We start from the raw sequence: 18,830 nt of genomic DNA, 5'->3' as shown, positions 1-18,830 counted from the left end.
CGGCGACAGGGCGGCCGCGCGGGCGAGGTCGCCGGCATCGCACGGGTCCGCTAGGAGGGCGAGTGGGCAAGTTGCGCAGCGCCGCCGGCAAGGTCGAGTTCGGGGACTTTCAGACCCCGATGGACCTCGCCGACGAAGTCTGCGAGCGGCTCGCGTCTCGAGGCGTCGCGCCCCGCTCCGTCGTCGAGCCGACGTGCGGGGTCGGGAACCTGCTCGTGGCCGCGCTGAAGGCGTTCCCGGACGTGCGGGCGGCCCACGGGATGGAGGTCCACGAGGCGTACGTGGGCGCAGCGAGGAGCAGGATCGCCGCGCTCGGTGCGAGCGAACGAGCCAGGGTCGAGCGCGCGAATTTCTTCGAAAAGGACTGGCCTTCGTTCATCGCCGGCCTGCCGGAGCCGATCCTGCTGGTGGGCAATCCGCCCTGGGTGACGAGCGCCGACCTCGGTACCCTGAAGAGCCACAACATCCCGGAGAAGACCAACTTCCACGGACGCGCGGGGCTCGATGCGATCACCGGCAAGAGCAACTTCGACATCTCCGAGTGGATGCTCGTCAAGCTCATGACGTGGCTCGCGGGACGGCGGGCGACGATCGCCATGCTGTGCAAGACGGCCGTCGCGCGCAAGGTGCTGCTGTTCGGGTGGCAGCGCGGATTCGAGATAGGGACCGCGGCGATGTACCGGATCGACAGCGCGAAGCAATTCGGCGCCGGCGTGGACGCGTGCCTGTTCGTGTGCGAGATCGGGGAGGCGTCGGGGCGGCAGGTCTGCGCCGTGTTCCCGTCGCTTGGGGCGACGAGCCCGTCGGGGTCGTTCGGCTATCGGGATGGCGCACTGGTCGCGGACACTGTGCTGTACGACCGCTGGAAGTCATTGATAGGTGAGTCGCACCACAAGTGGCGATCGGGCGTGAAGCACGACTGCGCCGCGGTGATGGAGCTGGCCCGATCCGGGGACGGGCGGCTCGTCGACGGCGAAGGGGTGCGCGTCGACATCGAGGGGCGGTTCTTGTATCCGATGCTGAAGAGCTCGGACGTGGCCCGCGAGGGGGAGCCGGTGCCGCGGCGCTGGATGATCGTCACGCAGACGTCCGTGGGCGAGGACACGGCTGCGATCGCAACGTCGGCGCCGAAGACCTGGGCGTACCTGAGCCGGCACAGGGCCCGGTTCGAGCGGCGCGCGAGCTCGATCTACAAGGGCAAGCCGGCCTTCTCGGTGTTCGGCGTGGGCGACTACACGTTCTCGCCGTGGAAGGTCGCGATCTCGGGGCTGTACAAGAAGCTGGACTTCAAGGTGATAGGTCCGTTCGCGGGGAAGCCCGTCGTGCTGGACGACACCTGTTACTTCTTGCCCTGCGCCTCCGAGGCCGAGGCGCGGCTGCTGGGTCGACTGCTGGGGTCGTCGCAGGCGCAGGAGTTCTTCTCGGCGTTCGTGTTCTGGGACGCGAAGCGGCCGATCACCACCGATCTGCTGCGACGCCTCGACCTCGCGCGACTCGCCGCGGTCCTGGGGGTCGAGGAGGAATTCCGCGAGCACTGTGGGTCGGGCTCGCGCCCCGCGATGGCCCTGGAGCGGGCGGTCGAGCCCGCTGGGTGACGCGCTGGTCATCGGTGGGCGGGTCCGTCATGCTGGGGCGCGTGAGCTCCGATCTTCACCCTTACGACGACGTGGAGCGGCGGTTCTGCGATGCGGACGAGGACCCCTCGCGGCGCGAGCGCGGGCTGGCGCTGGTCGCAAGGCTGCTCGGTCTGCCGGCGCCGCGCCGGGTCGAGGGTCTGCGTTACGACCTGCGCTATTACAGCGGCGGCACCGGCGTGTTCGATCGGCACCACGTCGCGCTCCCGTGCGACGCCGCCGAGGTCGATGCCATCGTCGCGCGCCTCGGCCTGGCGACGCCCGAGGACGCCGTCGCCGACGCGGGCTGGCGCGAGGAATTCGAGTGGTTCATCGGCGGCGAGGACGAGGAGGTGGTGCAGCCGCTGCGCGCCCGCGTGGTCGCGTTCGTCGCCGAAGAGCGCGCCGACTTCCAGCCGGCTCCCGACGAGCGCGCGCGGGTGTGGTTCTTCCGCGGCAGCGACGTCAACGCGTGGGCCCTGGTGTACGAGCAGGACGGCCGGCTGTGCCTCGTCGCCCAGGAACACGGGTGAGCGCGTCCGGGGGCGTCTCGGCGAATCGGGGTTCGGCGTCCTCCGAGCTTCGCGGGGAATATCGGCGCGCGTGGCCGCGTTCGGCGCGATGATGCGAGCTCGCAGCCTCCTCGTCGGTCCTGCAGTCGCGCTGGCCTGCGCCGTCGCGCCGGGCGGGGCGGCGCAGCGCGTGACGCCGAGCGCGACGACGTCGCCTGCGCCGGCAGCGACGCAGGGCGAGGCGGCGCGAGAGGCTGCGCCGGCGCAGCAGCCGGCGGCGCCGGACGACGCGGCGGCCAGGTTGCTCGCCGAGGTGCAGGCGATGGACCTCGCGGCGCGCTGGGCGTGGGCGGTGAAACTGATGCCCGAGCTCGTCGAGCATCGGGAGGGCAGCGTGGCGGCCGAGCGCTGGGCGGAGTTTCAGCGGCTCGCGGCCGGCCGGACCACGCTGTGGGTCCGGGCCCGCGGCGACCGTTGCTTCGCGGTCCGCGGGGCGTGGGAGGGCGACGGGTTCCTCGGCCGCGCGCGCGAGGTCGCGGAGATCGAAGGCGACGTCAAGACGGTGCGCTACGAGGCGGTCGACATCACGGCGAGCGGGATCTCGAGCTCCGGGCCGCACGGCGATGTGTTCGCCCGTGATGCCCGGGGGCGCTGGCAGACGGACGGCGTCTTCGGCCTCGGCTCCTTCGCCGCGATCGCCGAGCGGCCCGTCTTCGAGGTCACGCGCAAGGCGGCGTACTACGGCGAGGCGGCCTACACGTTGACGATCGAGTGCAGCGAGACGAAGGCGGAGGAGGAGCGCTGCACGGACGGCAGCACGCGCCGCTGCTCGCGCTGCGCGGCTCTGTGGGCGCGTCCGCACGCGCCCGGTCAAACTTGGGCCATGGCGCGGATGTCGGGCACCGGGGCCAGCGGCGGGCAGGTCGATTGCAGCGTGCCGTGTCCGCCGGATCTGCTGACCGAACAGCTGCCGGCGCTCAACCTGGCGGTGCACGGGCGCACGTTCGTTGCTGCGGACGCGGCGGACGCTGCGGTGTATCTCGACGCGGGGGCGTGTCGCGGCGACCGGCGCCTGCGTTGATTCGCCGATTCGCGGGCGACGAAGCCGATCGCCCTGGGGGCGCGGGCGTGCCCGGGCGAACCGCGCCGAGCGCCTCGTCCTGCCCGGGGGCAGGCGCGAGCGCGGCGGTTGCCAGGGGCGGCGGCGCGTGGTCATCTCGAGCGTATGGTCGAGGCAGGCGGTCCTCCGGCGCCATCGGCGGCTGACATCGAGGCTGCTCTGGCGTTCTTGCCGGCGCTCGAGCGCCCGGACTTTCAGGCCAGTCGGTGGACGCGGGAGGGTTCGTGGCTGCCGCGCCTGGTCGACGCGCCCGAGGTCCGGCAGCTGCAGCTGGTGCTCGCGCGGCCGGGCTTCGTCGTCGCGTTCGACCTGCCGGCGTGGCGCGCCGAGGCGGAGCGCTACCACGACGATCCGGAGGCGTTGGCCCGCGCGCCGCTGATCGACGTTTGCAGGTTGATCACGATGCATCTTCGCACCGACCGCTTCGTCGGCGGGCACTTCGCGTCGGCGGTCGCGTCGGGGCAGATCGCGGCGCTGCTGCGGCGCTTGCGGGCGCTCCGCGACGAGGACCGCTCGCGGTGAGCCGCGGCGAGCCCGGCGCTGCGAGAGGGTGTCGGCGCGGGGGAGATCGATCGCGTGTTCACGCGTCGCGCTTTCCGACGCCATGCGTCTGCGGCGCGCGCTCCGCGAACCCGGCCGGGGCGACTTCGGGGCGGTGTGCCGACGACGGGCTCGAGCCCGGCGAAGGCGCGCGTCTTCTTCTTCGATAACTCTATCGATTGGAAGGAGCGGCGCGGTGCATTGTCCGGCCTGTCGCGGCGCCGCGCATTGGCAGCGCACCCAGGTTCAGCCGCGCGGGCTGCTGTGCTGGCGCACGAAGCCGACCACTGCGGCGACGAACCGCGGGGCCGCGCGCTCGAGGTGGGCCGCGTGGTCGTAGCCGGCGAGCACTTCGATCTGGGCGCCGCCGGGGATCTGCGCCAGGCGCTCTCGCAGGCACGACGGCGTGACGACCGGGTCGCGGTCGCCGTGGATCGCCAGCACCGGCGCGTGCAGCCGGGTGAAGTCGGCCCACACGTGGAGGTCGCGCCAGTCGGCCTTGACCGGGTCGGCGGCCAGGGCCGCGGCGACGAAGGCGTCGGCGACCCCGGGCTCGAGCGCGTCGGGGGTGATGAAGTCGGAGCGCGCGGCGGCCTCGGTATTGCTGGCCCTGGCCGGCGGCCCCGGAGGCGCCGCGGGCGGGCTCGGCGGGGCCGTGGGCGGGCACGGCGAGCCGTAGAGGATCACGGGGCCGAAGGCGTCGGCGTGGCGCTCGGCCGCGAGCGCGGCGACGCGGGCCCCGAGCGACCAACCGAGCACTGCGGGCCGGGCCGGGAGGCCGGCGCCGGCGAGGCCGGCCACTGCGGCGAGATCGTCGGCGGCCTGGATCGGGTCGGTGTAGCCGCTGGGGTCGCGGGCGGTGGAACCATAGCCGCGCAGGTCGATTGCGTACACCGCGAGGCCCTCGGCGGCGAGGTTGTCCATCAAGGAGACGCGGGCGCCGGGCACCTGCAGGTCGAAGTCGGGCAGGGCGCTCCAGGTGCGGCCGTGGACGAGGACGATCGCGCCCCACGGCGCAGGCGGGCGCTTGAAGTGCACCGCGATGCTGTGACCGCCGACCGCCACGCTGGCGCGCTCGAGCGCGGGAGGTGGGCTGTCCTCGGGGACAGGTGGCGCGGGCGCGGGCGGTGGAGTCGTCGGTGGTGCGGCGACCTCGGGGGCGACCGGCTTCGCGGCCTCGCCGGCGCAGGCGAGGAGCGAGGCGGCGAGGAGGGCGACGGCGGGGCGGAGCATGCGGGGAGGGTGACAAGAAGCGGGGCGCGGGCGCAACGGGACGGGGCGGGTAGCTGCGCATGGGGCGGAGGTGTGCGGCGTAGGTGGCGAGGAGGAGCCGCGGGCGCGGCGGCGCAGGTAGGCGCCGATGGGCGGAGGATGTGGCGAGGGGGCAAGGCAGGTTGAGGGCCCGACGGGGCGGCGCGTGCGGACGCCCGGGACGGACGTGGGGCCCGGGGGCCTCGTGCTGTCGGCGCGTGCGCGGCTGGGGGAAGACCGCCGGCGTTGGTAAGGTGATCGGCATGCCGACCCGCCGCTTCCGTCGCCTGGTGCTCGTCGGTCTCGCTGCCGCTTGTGGGCCCGCGGCGCATCCTCCGGGGTTCGAGGGCGGGGTGCCGCGCCTGGTCGCGGAGGTCGGGATCGGGCCGTTCGCGGTCGGGATGACGCGCGCGCAGTTCGAGGCGGCGGCGTCGGCTGCCGGGCTGACCGTGCGGCCCGGCTTCTCCGAGAGGAACGCGTACGCGGGCCCGTACTTCGCGGCCTTCACCGACCGGGACGGGGGATGTCGACGGTGCTCGCGCCGTTCTCGGAGATCGGCGGCGTGGTGTTCGAGGGCCAGGTGCTGCCGCCGACGCTGGCTCAGGTGCCGCCGCGGGGCGTCGGCGGGGCGGCAGCCGTGGCCGCGAAGCTGCGCGGCTGCGGTGGGCTGGAGCTCGGCAGCGGCGCCGGCTGGCATGCGTGCGCGGGGCGGATCTCGGTCGAGGTCTCCGGCATGGAGGGCACGGTGTCGATCCGGGTGCTGTCGGACGAGGCGATGCGAGACCGCGAGCCGTGAGCGAGGCTCGCGGCGCCGCTTCTTCTCGAGATGCCGCGAGGGTCGAGAGGCGCGCTTCTCGGCGGCGTGCTGGGGGAGCGCCTCACTCGATCTTCACGGACTCGCAGATCTTCTCGGCCCAGGCGCGGGTGGCCGGGTAGCTGGGGACGGGCGGGTCGTCGGGCTTGCCGGTGCCGGTGCGCTGGATGAGCGTGCAGCGGACCTGTTTGTCGCCGTTGCGGTGGAGCGCGTCGACCTTGAAGAACAGGTGGTCGCTGCGCTCGGTGACGACGATCATGCCGCCGCCGGGCAGCTCCTCCTGGCGCGCCACGACCGGCGGCGGATTGTCCTGCGTCTTCGGGGTGGCGCTGCGGACGAACGCGGGCAGGTCCTTCGGCGCCATCATCGGTTCGACGAATTGATGGTGATCGAAGGATCCATGAAGGGGTTGCCGTCGGCGAAGGTCCAGTTGACGTACTTGTCGCGCTCGTTGGCGTCGCGCTTGAGGCCGGCCGGGATGTCGATCGAGACGGCGAGGCCGCCCACCGTCTCCCGGGTGGTGACGAGCGGGGTCTGGCTGCGGTCCGCGACCTCCTTGGGGGCCGGCGCGGCGGCGGGTTTGTCGGCTGCCGGCTTGTTGTCGGCGGCCGGCGGGGCGCCGCCGTCACAGGCGACGAGCAGGGTGAATGCACAGAGACGGGCGAGTCGGACCATGGGCGTCGCAGGGTGGCACGACGAGGCGCGAAAGCCCAGGCGAAGTGTCGCATGTGTGCAATTGAGGGTCGCAAAAATGCGAGGCTGCCCCCGCGCCACCGTCGCGCGCCGCCGTCCTCGGGAGTCCGTGTCACGAGAGCCAGGGGGCGGGGGCGTAGAACGTCGGCCGTCACCCGAGAGCCGCGGGTCCGGCCGGTCCGCTGGGCGCGTCACCCCGGCTCGAGCACGAAGGGGTAGAGGACGGTGACGGTGCCGCCGCCCTCGGGCGGAGGGATTGCCAGCGGCCGGCGACTGCGGCGATGCAGTCGGCGACCGAGCGCGCCCACCGGGGCAGCGTCGACTCCTGGACCGCGACCTGGGCCACCGTGCCGTCGCGGGCGATCGTGGATTGAATCGCCACGCGGCCGGTGAGCTTGGGGTCGCTGCCGAGACCCGTGTTGTAACAGGCGCGGACGTCGGCGATCCCCGCGCGGACGACCTTGCGGATGTCGTCCTTGTCGAGGGCGCCGTAGGGCTCGCCGGCGCCGGCGGGGGTGCTCTGCGCCCCGGCCTGGGCCTCGCCCTCCGGCGCATCGAGGCCGCCGAGGACGGCGGCGGGCTGGCTCGTCGACGCGCTCGCCGGGGCTGCGGGGGGCGACGTGTTCGCAGCGGGGCGGCAGGCGGCGAGCGACAGGACGAGCGCGGAGCAGAGGGGCGGAGCGACGCGGAGAGCCCGAGATATGGCCACGGAGCCAGGGTAGCAGGCGTGAACCGGCAACGCCACGCGCATTGTGTCGTCTGTCCCGAGAGCCAGGTCATCGTTTCGCTGCTCCGCGGGGGCGATGGCCGAGGTCGCGAGGAGTGGTGTCGCATGGACACGGAGGTGGCCCGAGGAGCAGGCCGCGGACCGGTGGGGCCGACACATGCTCGGGGGCGGCGCCTCCAGTAATGTCCTGAAGGACAGGTCGCCGGGGCGAGCGGCGGCGTACGGCGGGAGCCGCGTTCGCGCCGCGGGACATGACCCGAGGAGCAGGCGTTCGCGCCATGGGACATGCGGTGAGGTGGTGAGCGTTCGGCAGCCTGGCGCTGAGATGCGGGCCGGGCCTCCCCGACAGCGTTTCACGCGGGCTGATGCGAGTGGGCGCTCGCGTCAGAGACCACGCGACCCGAGCGCGCTGCCCTGGAGCCGCCGTCCCGGCTCAAGCCGACCCGCACGTGCTGTGAGAGGGCTCGAGAGGCGCGGGAGGGAGCGTTCAATGGCTCGGCGCCGGCGCCGGCTTGCTCATAAAACATGTCCCGAGAGCCAGGCGTCGAGCTCGCGGCGCAGGGGGCGAAGCCGTCGCTCGGGCCGAGGAGGGCGCGGGCCTCGGTGGCCAGGGCGCGGGCCTCGGCGCGGGCCGGAGGCTCGGGCCACAGCGCCTCGGCGAGGGTCAGGCGCAGGCGCGCGGCCACCTCGGGGCGGGCGGGGGCGTGGTCTCTCGGTTCGGCCGCGAGGGCGCGGCGCAGGGGCTCGCGGGCGGCCATGGGGTCGCCGGCGTCGAGGGCGGTGCGGCCGAGGCCGAGCAGCAGCGGCAGGACCTGCGGGTGGCCGTCGCCGCGGGGCTCGGCGATCGCCAGGGCGCGGCGGAACAGCGCCTGCGCGGCGGCGAAGCGGCGCTCGCGGCGGGCGACCTCGCCGAGGTCGTGCAGCAGGTCGGCGAGCTCGGGGTGGGTCGGGCCGAGGGTGCGCTCGCGGATCGCCAGCGCGCGGCGGAGGATCGCCTGCGCCTCGCCGAGCGCGCCCTGGCGCAGGCGGATCCGGGCGATGTGGCGCAGCGACGCGGCGACCGACAGGTGGTCCGGGCCGAGCGCGCGCTCCTTGATCGCCAGAGCGCGGGCGTGCAGCTCGGCGCCCTCCTCGTCGCGGCCGGTGTCGGTCAGCGCGGCCGCGAGGTTGCCGGTGAGCATGGCGGCCTGCGGGTGGTCGGGGCCGAAGAACTCCTCGGCGAGGGCGACCGCGCGGCGGTGGGTGGCCTCGGCCTCGGCGTGCAGGCCCAGCTCGGTGAGGGTGTTGCCGAGGTTGCTCAGGGTGCCGATCAGCGCCTGCGGATCGGGCCGCTCGGGGCGGTCGAGCAGGGCGAGGGCGCGCTCGTGGAGCTCGCGCGCGGCCGCGAACTCGCCGCGGATCTGGCGGACGATGCCGGTGTGGCCGAGCCGCTTGGCCTCGAGGACATGTCCTTCGGGACCTAGCCTTTGGACCATGGCGCCGGCGAGCTCGGACCAGCGCACGGCCTCGTCGGTGGTGGTCTGGTAGACGCCGACGCAGGCGATGAGCTCGACCATGGCGCGCGCGGCCAGCTCGTCGAGCCGGGCGGCCACGGCGGCGAGGGCGGCGCGGGTGAGGGTGACCTCGGCGGCCCGCGGGTCGCGGGTGCGGTTCTGCAGCAGGCCGAGGATGTAGGCCGCCTCGGCGGCGAGCGGGAGTGGTCGAGGAGGGCGGCGGCGGCGGCGGCCTCCTCGGCGCGGGCGAGGCCGTCGGGCAGGCGGCCGGCGTCGAGCAGGGCCTTGGCGTCGGCAAGCTGCTGGCGGACGGCGTGGATCTGGGCCAGCGCGGCGGGGTCGGCCGGCGGGGCGGCCGGGGCGGCGAGGGCGGCCGGGTCGGAGCAGCGCTGCACCGGGGTGAGGGCGGCGGCCGCCTGGACGGCGCGGCCCTCGACGTCGGGACCTGTCCGAACGAGCAGGTCAGTGAGGGCCGCGAGCTCGCGCCGGCGCTCGTCGAGGCAGGTCATGCGCAGGTCGAGCAGGGCCTGCGACTGCTCGTGGCGGACGTGGGTGGCCCGGCAGGCGTCGGCGTGGGCGGCCAGCCAGGCGGCGGTCCAGGCGTCGAGGGTGGCGACGACGCGGTCGGCGGTGGCGCGGGCGTGGGCGCGGCCGGTGGCGAGCAGCGCCGCGTGGACCTGGGCCCGGCGGGTCGGGTCCCAGGCGCCGGCGAGGGCCAGAGCGCCGCCGCGACACGCCTCGTCGTCGGCCCCGGAGCGGGCGTAGCCCCACACGCCGGCGCCGAGGAGCAGGCCGAGCGCGAGGCCGGCGGCGCCGGCGGCCCGGGCCCGCCGCGAGCGCAGGGCCCGGCGCTCGAGCACGTCGAGCAGGGCGCCGACGTCGGGCCAGCGCGCGCGCGGGTCGACGCTGAGGCCGCGGGCCAGCGCGCGCGGCAGCCAGGCGGGGGTGCGCCTGTCTCTCGGGATAGGTCGCAGCTTGCCGCGAGAGATCGCCTGCAGCAGCGCCATCGCCCCGCCGTCGCCGAACGGGTGGGCGCCGTGGACCGCCTCCCACAGGGCGACGCAGAAGCTGAACTGGTCGGTGCGCGGGCTGGTCGGCAGGCCCATGAACTGCTCGGGGGCCATGTACGCGGGGGTGCCGACGAGGGCGCCGACGCGGGTGAGGCGGCTGTCGACGCTGACCAGCGAGCCGACGTCGAAGTGGGCGCCCGAGGCCTCGGGAAGTAGCTCGCGGAGGCCGGAGGCCTCGAGGGAGGCGCTCGCGGAGGCCGGAGGCCTCGAGGGGGAGGCGCTCGCGCAGGCCGGAGGCCCACGGCGGCGGAGCATCGGCGCTGGCCTTGGGGACATGTCCTTCGGGACCTGGCTCTTCGAGCTCGCTGGTGCGCGCCAGGCCGAAGTCGAGCACGCGCACGCGGCCGTCGTCGCCGACGAGCACGTTCTCGGGCTTGAAGTCGCGGTGGACCAGGCCGGCGGCGTGGGCCGCCTGCAGGCCGCGGCCGGCGGCGACGAACAGGGCGAGGACGGCGCGCCAGGGCAGCTTGTGCTCGGCCAGGTAGTGGCGCAGGGTGACGCCGGGGACGAACTCCATGGCGACGTAGACGCGGCCGTCGACCTCGCCCGCGTCGTGGACGCCGACCACGTTGGGGTGGGCCAGCCGGGCCAGGGCCTTGGCCTCGCGCCGTAGGCGAGCGCCGGGGCCGTGGCTGTCGTCCTCGCGCTTGCCCTCGGGCCGTCCGAGCAGCTTGAGCGCGACCTTGCGATCGAGGCCGGGATCGAAGGCGGCGTAGACGACGCCCATGCCGCCGGCGCCGAGCCGCTCGAGGATGATGTAGCGCCCGAGCAGCTGGCCGCGCTCGAGCGGAGCGTCAGGGTCGAGCGGCTGCGGCGCGACCGGGTCGTCGGCGACCGCGGTGCGCGTCAGCGCGAGCGTATCGGCGTAGGCCCGGTCCTCCACCAGCGAGGCAGTATATCGAGGCGGCCGCCGCTCGGCGCGGGCGGTTTTGCCCGGCCGCGATCGCGTGGGCAGACCCCGTCCGCAGGCGGGGTCAGGCCGCGACGCCCCGGGGTCCGGTGAATTCGTCGGGCAGGCACGGATGAGATCGGCGGGGCGGGCCGGCGCGATCGGCCGGTGAACCGGGTGACGCGAACGCGACGACGCGGCCGGCGAGGGCGACGCGCGGAGGGGACCCGGATCGGCGCAGCTCGGGCGCTGACCGGGATGACCGTGCGGGGCGGGGGAGGCCGCCTATAAGATGGCTTTTGGGGCATGTTTTGAAAGACATGTCGAAGGCCGGGCGCGCCGTTGGGGGCGGGTCGAGCGACGGCACACGCGCCGCGATCACTTGATGCTCAAGGGTGAGGTCGTCGAACAAGATGTCGGAGACGCCGGCGCGGAGGCGGACGGCGATTGCATCCCGAGAAGACACGGCTGATCTGCTCCGGCAGCCTGGCCGCGGCGAATCGTCATGAACGAGGGCAGGGAAGGCCGGAAGTTTTCGACTTCCTCGGATTCACGCATATCTGCGGGAAGACGAGGTCGGGGAAGATCCGGCTTCACCGTCGCACTCGACGGCGGCTGCACAGTCGAGAGCGCGAGCCTGTCGAGCTGGATTCGCTGTTCAGGGTCGAGGCCATGGTCGACGTCCTGGTGGCCTGCTTCGGCCGGGAAGAGCTATCCGATCACGCCGCCGGTGAGCTCGGAGATGCTCTTGCCGGTCACGACAGAGACCAGGCTGAGGCCCCAGAGCACGACCAGCAGCAGCAGCAGCAGCGGCTTGTAGACGATGTACTCGCCGCGACGCTTGCGCATGATGGCGATCTGCAAGCCAAAGCCCAGCAGCATCAACGTGGTGAATCCAAGCAGCAAGTACGAGACATCGGCGGACATGGCTCGGGGAGTAGCACGTTGCAGCGTGCGCGAAGGCATCCGCAGCGGTGATCTTCTTCACGATTCAAATCAGCACAGACAGAGCGACTGAACCCCTCCTGATCCGTCTGGCTATCCCCTCTACCAAGAAGCTGGCCTTCGGTCGGAGGGACGTCCGGCCGTCGGGGTCATGCGGCCGGCCGGAGCTCGACCTCATCGCCCAGGCTGGCCAGGCGTTTGGTGAGTTTGGCGACGGTGTGGGTCTGGTCCTTGCGCTCGAAGAAGTTGTTGCCGAGATCGCGGAACCGGCACCGCGTCGACAGGATGGCGTGTCTGCAGGGCCTCGGCCTGTGCGCCCGCGACGCCATGCTCAAGCTGTGCGACGACCTCCAGCTCAGCGCCCTGCTCCTGTGCGGCAACCCGCCCAAGGAGATCTGCGACGCCATCACCATGATGTGCGGGGACGCCCCGCTGCTGCTCTGCCTGCTGTGATCGTCCATGACATGTCCCATGCAACATGTCTTGAGCAACATGTCCTCGACGACCGCTGCTGCGCTCGTCGGGGACATGCCTTGCAAGCCATGTCTCGGTAGACAGCTCCGCGGTGACAAAGGCCTGTCAGCCCGACGACGGCCCGGCCTCGCGCACGAGCGGGACCCCGAGCCGCGCCGCCAGCGTCTCGGCCGCCTGTTCGGCCGCCGCCTCGCGGGTCGGCTCCGCCGCGGCGTCGAGGTGCAGCGCCCCGAGATCGAGCGTCCCCGCGCCGGTCCGCGCCTGCAGCCGCAGCCAGCGGACATCTCCGTGGCGCGTCGAGGTCGTCGTCGTTCGCGCCTCGATGGCGACCACGTCCGTCGCGCGCCGGCGCCGGCGCAGCAGCGCCCCGCGGGCGTCGAGCACCACCTCGCCGGGGCCGACCGCGATCCGCCGCACCCCGTCGACGTGAAACCCGAGCATCACCAGCTGCAGCACGAACCACGTCAGCGTCAGCAGCACCACCGCGAGGACCACGTCGCCGACGCCCGAGCCGCGCGTCCACGCCGCGTAGGGGATCAACCCCATCAGCACCACCACCAGCGCCAGCAGCCAGTACAGGGCCCCGCGCAGCAGCCAGTCCGCCGCGCTGCGGCGCCGCGTCAGCACCAGCCGCGCGCCGTCGTCGACCGCGACGAACGGCCGAAACGGATCGCGGATCGTCGTCATGCCCGCGATCCTACCGCAACTCCGCCGCGCAACTCCGCGCGCCGCATGGACTCGAGTCCAGGGTCCGGCGACAGCCGTCGCCCGCCGATCGCCGCTGGCGCCCGCTCCGGCCGCTTCCTCGCCCTGGCACGCCGCGTGCTCTTTCGGCCGCGATGGCTTCGACCTTCGCCCCGATCTCCCTCGCGCTCACGACCGCGCTCCTCCTCGCCTGCGGCAACGGCAACGGCGCCGCCACCGACGCCACCACCGCCGAATCGACCACCACCGACGCCGGCACGGCCTCCACCACCACTGGCACCACCGACGTCGAGCCGACCACCGGCGCTCCCGCCGGGCGCCCCAACTGGCACGAGGACGTCGCCCCCGTGGTCGCCGAGCATTGCCAGGGCTGTCACATCGCCGGCGGCATCGCCCCCTTCACCATGGAGACCTACGAGGACACCCGCGACTGGGCCGCGGTCATGGCATTCGACGTCGCCGAGGGCCTCATGCCGCCGTGGCACGCCGTCGAGACCGACGCCTGTCAGCCGCCCCACGGCTTCAAGCACGACGCGCGCCTGTCCGACGAGCTCAAGGCCATGTTCCAGGCCTGGTCCGACAACGGCGCCCCCGAGGGCGATCCGTCGCTCGCCGCGCCGCTCCCGACCCCGCCCTCGCTCGATCTGCCGGACCCCAGCGCCACCGCGATCATGGCTTCCGGCGTCACCGTCGAGAAGCTCGACAACACCCTCGATTTCTTCAATTGCCTGAGCATCGATCCCGGCAACGAGACCGACGTGTTCGTCACCGGTCTGCAGCTCATCCCCGGCAACCGCAAGATCGTGCACCACGTCCTGATCTACGTCGACGAGGCCGCTGAGTCGGCCGGCTGGGCCAACGGTATCAAGCCCGACTGCGGCGGCAGCTCCGGCCTCAGCGGCAAGGCCCCGCTCGTCAGCGGATGGGTCCCCGGCGGCCTGCCGATGGAGGTCCCCGCCGATGTCGGCATCGCCTTGCCCGCCGGCGCGCGGCTGGTCCTCAACGTCCATTATCACGCCACCGGCGCCGGCCCCGAGCAAGATGACGCCACCGGCCTCGCCCTGCGCTGGACCACCGAGCAGCCCGAGTGGGTCTCGATGTTCTCGCTCCTCGGCGCCCCCGGCGACGGCACCCCCTCAGCGGCCCCTTCGTCATCCCCGCCGACACCACCGACCACGTCGAGGAGTTCGAATGGAAGGTCACCGGCCCCGGCAACACCGACTTCCCCGACTCCGTCGAGGCCCGCCTGTGGGCCGTCGCCGCCCACATGCACAAGGTCGGCGTCGACCTGCGCGTGTGGGTCGAAGATCGCGACAGCGGCGCCGAGACCTGCCTGCTCGAGACCCCGCGCTGGGACTTCGACTGGCAGCGCGTCTACGAGGTCGACCGCCCGCTCGGCGACATGGTCCGCCTCAAGTCCGGCGACACCATCCGCGTCCGCTGCGTCTATGACAACACCATCCAGAACCCCGGCGTCCAGGAGGCGCTCGCCGAGGTCGGCCTCGACGCCCCGATCGACGTCCAGCTCGGCGAGGAGACCCTCGACGAGATGTGCATCGGCGCGATCGGCGTGGCCGTGCGCCAGCCCTGAGCCCGCCTGGCCGCCGCGAATCCGCGTGCGACCGGCATCATCTTCTACCCAAGATGGTGGACGACGGTTCTAGGCATCCTGTGGATCGTCGGCCTTACCAGGCTCGTCCGCGCATCCGCTCGGCGCCAGCGGCTGCTCTCGCCTGTCAAAGAGCCGGTGGTGCCTGCGGCGCCTGCGAGGGCTCTCGCTCATGATGCCGGCGCGGCTGCATCTCCGCCGTCTACAAACACCCAGACTTCAGCGCAAGCCGTGGCCAACTTGGCCATGAGGCCCAATCTTCCCAGGTCGGGTACATGAGGCCCCGCCGCGCGGACGCGGTCACCATCACCATCGGAGATGGCGCTGAAGACATGTTCTTGAGGGCATGTGTGAGGCCGGGCGCACGCCCCGCGATCACTTGACGCTCAGGGTGAGGTTGTCGAACCAGATGTCGGAGGCGCCGCCGTCGGCGCCGGAGCCGAGGCGGACTGCGATTCGCTGGCCGACAGCGGCGTGCCCGGGCGGCACCTTGAAGCTCGCGCCCGCGACCTGGGCCCATTCATGCTTCGCGTTGAAGGTCTCGCTGGCGAGCGGCTTGAAGGTCGCCAGGTTGTTGGGGTCGGTGAACCAGCCGATCTGGAGCGGGACCTTGCCGGTGCCGTCGCCGCCGCCGTTGACCCAACCCTTGAAGACGTAGGTCTTGCCGGCCTCGAAGGTGAACGGGGTGTTCTGGCTGACCGACTCGGAGGCGGCGGCGTAGTAGCCGAAGCGCAGGCCGAGGCCGCCGTTGTTGGGGCGCACGTGGTCGCCCTTGTGCTCGGCCCAGGCGCCCTGGGCGACCCAGCCGATGATTCGGTCGCCGGCCTGGCCGCCCGGCTTGATGGCCTCCATGGTGCCGTTGTCGAGCGTCAGGACGTTGTCGGCGGGGTCGTCGTCGACGATGTCGGTGGTCCACCGCGAGGCGCTGAGGAGCTCCATCTGCCCCTGCTTGTTCTTGACCTGGTAGGTGCTGCGCACCCGGTAGGTGTTGCCGGCGTCGGCCGGGAACGGGGTGTGGCACTGCCAGACCTCCTTGCCGACGCGGAAGTAGTTGTCCTTCGTCATCGGCTGCCACGGGGCGGCGTAGTGCGGCTTCCACTCGACCTGGAACTTGGTGCCGAAGGTGCTGGTGTCGATCCACTTGACCATGAGGCCCTGCGCGCAATCCTTGGGCGCGGGGACGGTGGGCAGCGGCAGCGGGGTCGGCAGCGGGTAGACGTCGAGGGCGGCGGAGGGCTTGGACAGGCAGTTGTTGGTCCTGTCGACGCCGACGAGGCGCAGCTTGACGTGCTTGTTCATGAGCGCGCTGACGTCGACGTCGACCGGGCCGGCGGCGGCGGAGGTCTCGTGGAGGACCGTCCACGGCCCGGACTTGGCGACGTCGAAGGACTCGACGCGGGTGACGGCGAACAGGGCGGCCGCGGCGGTGAACTCGAGCTTGCTGCGGCGCGGGTCGTCGACGTTGGTCACGCGCGTGAGCTCGGGCTTGGCGGTGGTCTTCGGGCACTCCGCGAGCTTCTGCCGCAGGTAGGTCACCGGGGCCGCGGCCGGGCCCTCGCTGGTGGTGCGGTCGGCGACGTGCAGGGCCTTGACGTAGTACTGGGCGTCGACGCTCTCCTTGTCGACGTAGGAGAACACGTTGCCGGCGACGCTGGTGAGCTTCTGCCAGGTGGCGTCGGTGAGCCGCTTGCGGTAGAGGTCGAAGCTGGTGGTCTTCTGGACGGCGTCGCCCCAGGTGACGAGGGTGCCGCCGCCCTTGGGGTCGGCCTTGACCGCGAGGTTGATCGGGGCGCGCATGCGCCGGTGTCGATCGGCAGCGAGGAGGTGGTGTCGCTGTCCTTGCAGGCGCCCTTGGAGGCGTAGATCCGGTAGCGATAGGAGGCGCCCTCGTTGGGCAGGACGTTGGGATCGATCGCAAACAGCGAGCCGGTGCCGGCCTTGCCGCCGAGGCGGAACTGCGCCAGCGCGCCGGTCTCGTTGGTGGTCCAGCGCTTGACGAGGAAGCCGGTCTCGTTGACGGCGTGGTCGGTGAACTCCACGGTGGCCCTGTCGACCCGGACCGTGATCTTCTCGATCTCGGGGCTGCGCGGCGGGCTGCTCGGCTGCACGGGAGGGGTCAGCGGCGCCGCCGGCGAGCGCATGGTCTTGCCGGAGGGCGTCTGATAGAGCGCATGCACGGTATAGATGTATTTCTTGTCGGGCAGGGCCTCGATGTCGTTGTAGGCGCGCACTGTCGCCAGCGGGGTGGCGAGCACCCGCCACTTCCTCCGGATCGAGGCGCTTGACCTCGTATTCTTTGAGGTGGGCCGCGGTGGCCGCCGGGTCGGGCGTCCAGGCCAGCTTGACGCCGACGCAGTCGTCGTTGACGAGGGGGCTGAGGATCGGCGGCTCGGCGACGCAGTCGCGGGCGAACGCGAGGGTTTCGGTCCAGAGGCCGGCCTTGGTGCCCTGATACGAGCGCAGGCGCACTTTATAGGTGCCCTCGTCGGGGGCGGGCAGGTTGAAGCTGGTGCCCGTGGTCTTGTGATAGGTCGGGGCGGGGATCTTGCCGGCCTTGGTCGGTCCGGTGATCTCGAGCTCGTAGCTGTCGGCGCCGGTGGCGGCGTTCCAGGTGGCCGCGAGCTGGCCCTCCTGGCAGCGCTCGCTCAGGAGCGGCCTCTGGGGCATCGGCGGCGGGACGGTGTTGTTCTTGCCCTTGGTGGTCTTGGTCACCTCGGCGGCGGTCGCCGACCTGTCGCCGTGATTGAAGGTGCGAAGGGAGAAGAGGTAGTCGGAGGCGTCGAACAGATTGGTGACCTTGTGCTCGCGGTCCTGCACGCCGGCGGCGATGACCGTGCCCGGGTATTGCTTCGGCTGCGAGGCCGCGCCCGCGCCGCGCGAGTAGACGAGCTCGTACTGGGTCGGCTTGGGCCCGACGTAGTTGGGACAGGCGGACTTCCAGCGCAGGACGATCTGGCCGTAGGCGTTGTCGACGTAGTCGGCGGTGAGGTGCGTCGGCGGCTCGAGGTTGACGCCCGTCATCGGCGCGGACTTCGTGACGAGGCCGGCGCCCTGGCCGCTGAGGATCTTGCGCTCGAGGGTGTAGACGAACTCGGAGCAGGGCTCGACGCCGGCGAAGCTGTCCTTGTAGATGTCGAGGACGTCCTTGACCTTCTTCGACCACGAGTGCTGGATGAGCTTCTGGCGCTGGCCGAGGGTGTTCTTGTAGACCTCGCGGTGCAGGGTGAACTCGGCCCGGCTGCACGGCGAGGTGATGATCTCGAGGTCGACCTTGCCGTTGCGGACGTCGGCCGCGTCGGGCTGGATGAGGGCGTGCTTGATCGTCAGCGCCGCGTCGCACTTCTCGCCCCAGGGGGCGAAGGTCTTGCCGTTCGGGCGCAAGAACAGGTACGGGGTGCCGAGGTCCTTGGCCTCGCGGACGTTGATGCAGCGGTCGCCGGAGTAGGCGCCCACGTTGTAATAGTTGTACTCGCTGACCTTGGCCCAGTCGCCGGCGACGCACTCGACGACCGCGACGTGGCCGTAGTCCTTGGCGCCGTTCTCTCCGATCTTGCTGACCACGATCGTGCCGGGCTCGGGGTCGAGCTGGACGCAGGTCACCCCGTCCTTCTCCGGCGTCGCGCTGCATTCGGACTTCGCCGCCCAGGTGTAGGCGTGGCCGCCGTGGCCCAGCCCGGAGCGGTAATTGGCGTACTCGACGCACTGGACGCCCGCGGTCTTTTGCGTCCAGGTCTTGTCCGCCAGCGGGATGTCCGGGCACCGGTCCTGGCAAAACTTGTCCTTGTCGGCTGCAGCGGCGGAGCCCGCGGCGCCGGCGACGAGGCCGGCCAGCGCGGCGGAGCCGCAGCGCGTGATGGTGAGGCGAGAGGTGCTGCGAGTCATGAGGGTGCGATTCGTGAGTGGAGCCCGGATGATTGGCGGCGGATGGTGCGTCGCCGGCGATCGTGAGCACTGCGCGGTGGCGGGCGAATGATGGCAGTGGGGGCGCGGGCGCGGTCTTGTCAGTGGAGGGAGCGCGGGGGCGACATGAGGCGGAGCGGAGGTCGTCCGCGCGCGTGTCGGCTCGCGCGACGCGAGGTCCCGGGAGGGATGACAGGCGCCCGGCTGCGATGTCGCGGCGGTCGATCGAGAAAATCGGCGGCGCTCGTCCGCGCGTCGCGAGGCGTGCGTGCTCGACCGCGGGCTCGGGAATCATCGTGGTCGGCGATCGCAGTCAGGGCGGCGATTGCAGCGTCAGGGCGAGGGTCAAGGCCGCGAGCGCGTGCGGGCGCGCTGCGAGGCGGTGCGCGAGCGCGACGGCGAGGACGGGTGGCGCTGTCGATGCGCGACCCCGTGAGGCGTCGTTCGCAGCGCCCGTTCGCCATGCCGAGGGGGT

At 72.5% G+C, this 18,830-nt stretch carries 17 protein-coding genes and 1 pseudogene; 8 read left to right on the top strand and 10 right to left on the bottom strand.

What is annotated here, in order from left to right; genetic code table 11:
- The first annotated feature begins 62 nt into the window (after positions 1-62).
- From OV079_RS23000 to OV079_RS22985, 4 genes are all read left to right on the top strand, one after another.
- Entirely contained in the window at positions 63-1,595 is a 1,533-nt protein-coding gene (locus OV079_RS23000) for a DNA methyltransferase family protein (protein ID WP_267771003.1), read from the top strand.
- Positions 1,596-1,636: 41 nt separating this feature from the next.
- Positions 1,637-2,146: a hypothetical protein gene (locus tag OV079_RS22995; RefSeq protein WP_267771002.1), complete on the top strand. Its 510-nt coding sequence runs from the start codon at positions 1,637-1,639 to the stop codon at positions 2,144-2,146.
- A gap of 70 nt (positions 2,147-2,216) precedes the next feature.
- Positions 2,217-3,206 carry a hypothetical protein gene (locus tag OV079_RS22990; RefSeq protein ID WP_267771001.1) on the top strand — a complete coding sequence of 330 codons (990 nt, stop codon included), beginning with the start codon at positions 2,217-2,219 and terminating at the stop codon, positions 3,204-3,206.
- 144 nt (positions 3,207-3,350) lie between these two features.
- Positions 3,351-3,767, top strand: a complete 417-nt coding sequence (locus tag OV079_RS22985; protein WP_267771000.1) for a DUF6508 domain-containing protein — start codon at positions 3,351-3,353, stop codon at positions 3,765-3,767.
- Between the two features lie 264 nt (positions 3,768-4,031).
- Here OV079_RS22985 and OV079_RS22980 read toward each other — a convergent pair whose 3' ends face one another.
- The gene (locus tag OV079_RS22980) at positions 4,032-5,018 is read right to left on the bottom strand and encodes an alpha/beta hydrolase (RefSeq protein ID WP_267770999.1); all 987 of its coding nucleotides are present in this window, start codon (positions 5,016-5,018) and stop codon (positions 4,032-4,034) included.
- A gap of 541 nt (positions 5,019-5,559) precedes the next feature.
- On the opposite strand from OV079_RS22980, the gene OV079_RS22975 reads away from it, so the two are divergent.
- Positions 5,560-5,832: a hypothetical protein gene (locus OV079_RS22975; RefSeq protein WP_267770998.1), complete on the top strand. Its 273-nt coding sequence runs from the start codon at positions 5,560-5,562 to the stop codon at positions 5,830-5,832.
- 82 nt (positions 5,833-5,914) lie between these two features.
- On the opposite strand, the gene OV079_RS22970 is transcribed toward OV079_RS22975, so the two are convergent.
- From OV079_RS22970 to OV079_RS22945, 6 genes and pseudogenes are all read right to left on the bottom strand, one after another.
- Positions 5,915-6,217: a hypothetical protein gene (locus OV079_RS22970; protein WP_267770997.1), complete on the bottom strand. Its 303-nt coding sequence runs from the start codon at positions 6,215-6,217 to the stop codon at positions 5,915-5,917.
- Positions 6,214-6,525, bottom strand: a complete 312-nt coding sequence (locus OV079_RS22965) for a hypothetical protein (RefSeq protein WP_267770996.1) — start codon at positions 6,523-6,525, stop codon at positions 6,214-6,216. The genes OV079_RS22970 and OV079_RS22965 overlap by 4 nt, the downstream gene beginning before the upstream one ends.
- A gap of 169 nt (positions 6,526-6,694) precedes the next feature.
- Entirely contained in the window at positions 6,695-7,252 is a 558-nt protein-coding gene (locus OV079_RS22960; RefSeq protein ID WP_267770995.1) for an AgmX/PglI C-terminal domain-containing protein, read from the bottom strand.
- Between the two features lie 371 nt (positions 7,253-7,623).
- Positions 7,624-8,826, bottom strand: coding sequence for a tetratricopeptide repeat protein (locus OV079_RS22955; protein ID WP_267770994.1), 1,203 nt, complete (start codon positions 8,824-8,826; stop codon positions 7,624-7,626).
- Complete coding sequence (locus tag OV079_RS22950) at positions 8,730-10,088, bottom strand: protein kinase family protein (RefSeq protein ID WP_267770993.1); 1,359 nt, start codon at positions 10,086-10,088, stop codon at positions 8,730-8,732. The genes OV079_RS22955 and OV079_RS22950 overlap by 97 nt, the downstream gene beginning before the upstream one ends.
- Positions 10,089-10,188: 100 nt before the next feature.
- Positions 10,189-10,560 (bottom strand): annotated as a pseudogene (locus OV079_RS22945) (serine/threonine-protein kinase); the annotation flags it as partial.
- Between OV079_RS22945 and OV079_RS54310 the strand changes: the two are divergent.
- Entirely contained in the window at positions 10,462-10,836 is a 375-nt protein-coding gene (locus OV079_RS54310; RefSeq protein ID WP_276602776.1) for a hypothetical protein, read from the top strand. The pseudogene OV079_RS22945 and the gene OV079_RS54310 overlap by 99 nt on opposite strands.
- A gap of 597 nt (positions 10,837-11,433) precedes the next feature.
- Here OV079_RS54310 and OV079_RS22940 read toward each other — a convergent pair.
- Positions 11,434-11,649, bottom strand: a complete 216-nt coding sequence (locus OV079_RS22940; RefSeq protein ID WP_267770992.1) for a hypothetical protein — start codon at positions 11,647-11,649, stop codon at positions 11,434-11,436.
- A 234-nt stretch (positions 11,650-11,883) separates the two neighbouring features.
- Here OV079_RS22940 and OV079_RS22935 point away from each other — a divergent pair, with 234 nt between their 5' ends.
- Positions 11,884-12,120 carry a hypothetical protein gene (locus tag OV079_RS22935; protein ID WP_267770991.1) on the top strand — a complete coding sequence of 79 codons (237 nt, stop codon included), beginning with the start codon at positions 11,884-11,886 and terminating at the stop codon, positions 12,118-12,120.
- Between the two features lie 126 nt (positions 12,121-12,246).
- Here OV079_RS22935 and OV079_RS22930 read toward each other — a convergent pair whose 3' ends face one another.
- A complete protein-coding gene (locus OV079_RS22930) occupies positions 12,247-12,828 on the bottom strand; it encodes a hypothetical protein (protein WP_267770990.1) in 582 nt (193 codons plus the stop codon).
- A 152-nt stretch (positions 12,829-12,980) separates the two neighbouring features.
- Here OV079_RS22930 and OV079_RS22925 point away from each other — a divergent pair, with 152 nt between their 5' ends.
- The gene (locus tag OV079_RS22925) at positions 12,981-14,510 is read left to right on the top strand and encodes a hypothetical protein (protein ID WP_267770989.1); all 1,530 of its coding nucleotides are present in this window, start codon (positions 12,981-12,983) and stop codon (positions 14,508-14,510) included.
- A 320-nt stretch (positions 14,511-14,830) separates the two neighbouring features.
- Here the strand turns inward: OV079_RS22925 and OV079_RS22920 are convergent, their stop codons facing one another.
- Complete coding sequence (locus tag OV079_RS22920; protein ID WP_267770988.1) at positions 14,831-18,337, bottom strand: CHAP domain-containing protein; 3,507 nt, start codon at positions 18,335-18,337, stop codon at positions 14,831-14,833.
- Positions 18,338-18,830: the final 493 nt, after the last annotated feature.

It is taken from the genome of Nannocystis pusilla (assembly GCF_026626665.1).
Taxonomy (GTDB): Bacteria; Myxococcota_A; Polyangia; order Nannocystales; family Nannocystaceae; genus Nannocystis; species Nannocystis pusilla.
The sequence above is the reverse complement of the archived record's forward strand: the minus strand, read 5'-3'. Positions and strand labels throughout refer to the sequence as shown.

Bases quoted from the DNA above. Each gene is read 5' to 3' on its own strand.
- OV079_RS22985 (WP_267771000.1), top strand. From the start codon at position 3,351: ATGGTCGAGGCAGGCGGTCCTCCGGCGCCATCGGCGGCTGACATCGAG.
- OV079_RS22980 (WP_267770999.1), bottom strand. From the start codon at position 5,018: ATGCTCCGCCCCGCCGTCGCCCTCCTCGCCGCCTCGCTCCTCGCCTGC.
- OV079_RS22975 (WP_267770998.1), top strand. From the start codon at position 5,560: ATGTCGACGGTGCTCGCGCCGTTCTCGGAGATCGGCGGCGTGGTGTTC.
- OV079_RS22970 (WP_267770997.1), bottom strand. From the start codon at position 6,217: ATGATGGCGCCGAAGGACCTGCCCGCGTTCGTCCGCAGCGCCACCCCG.
- OV079_RS22965 (WP_267770996.1), bottom strand. From the start codon at position 6,525: ATGGTCCGACTCGCCCGTCTCTGTGCATTCACCCTGCTCGTCGCCTGT.
- OV079_RS22955 (WP_267770994.1), bottom strand. From the start codon at position 8,826: ATGGTCGAGCTCATCGCCTGCGTCGGCGTCTACCAGACCACCACCGAC.
- OV079_RS22950 (WP_267770993.1), bottom strand. From the start codon at position 10,088: ATGCTCCGCCGCCGTGGGCCTCCGGCCTGCGCGAGCGCCTCCCCCTCG.
- OV079_RS22940 (WP_267770992.1), bottom strand. From the start codon at position 11,649: ATGTCCGCCGATGTCTCGTACTTGCTGCTTGGATTCACCACGTTGATG.
- OV079_RS22930 (WP_267770990.1), bottom strand. From the start codon at position 12,828: ATGACGACGATCCGCGATCCGTTTCGGCCGTTCGTCGCGGTCGACGAC.
- OV079_RS22925 (WP_267770989.1), top strand. From the start codon at position 12,981: ATGGCTTCGACCTTCGCCCCGATCTCCCTCGCGCTCACGACCGCGCTC.
- OV079_RS22920 (WP_267770988.1), bottom strand. From the start codon at position 18,337: ATGACTCGCAGCACCTCTCGCCTCACCATCACGCGCTGCGGCTCCGCC.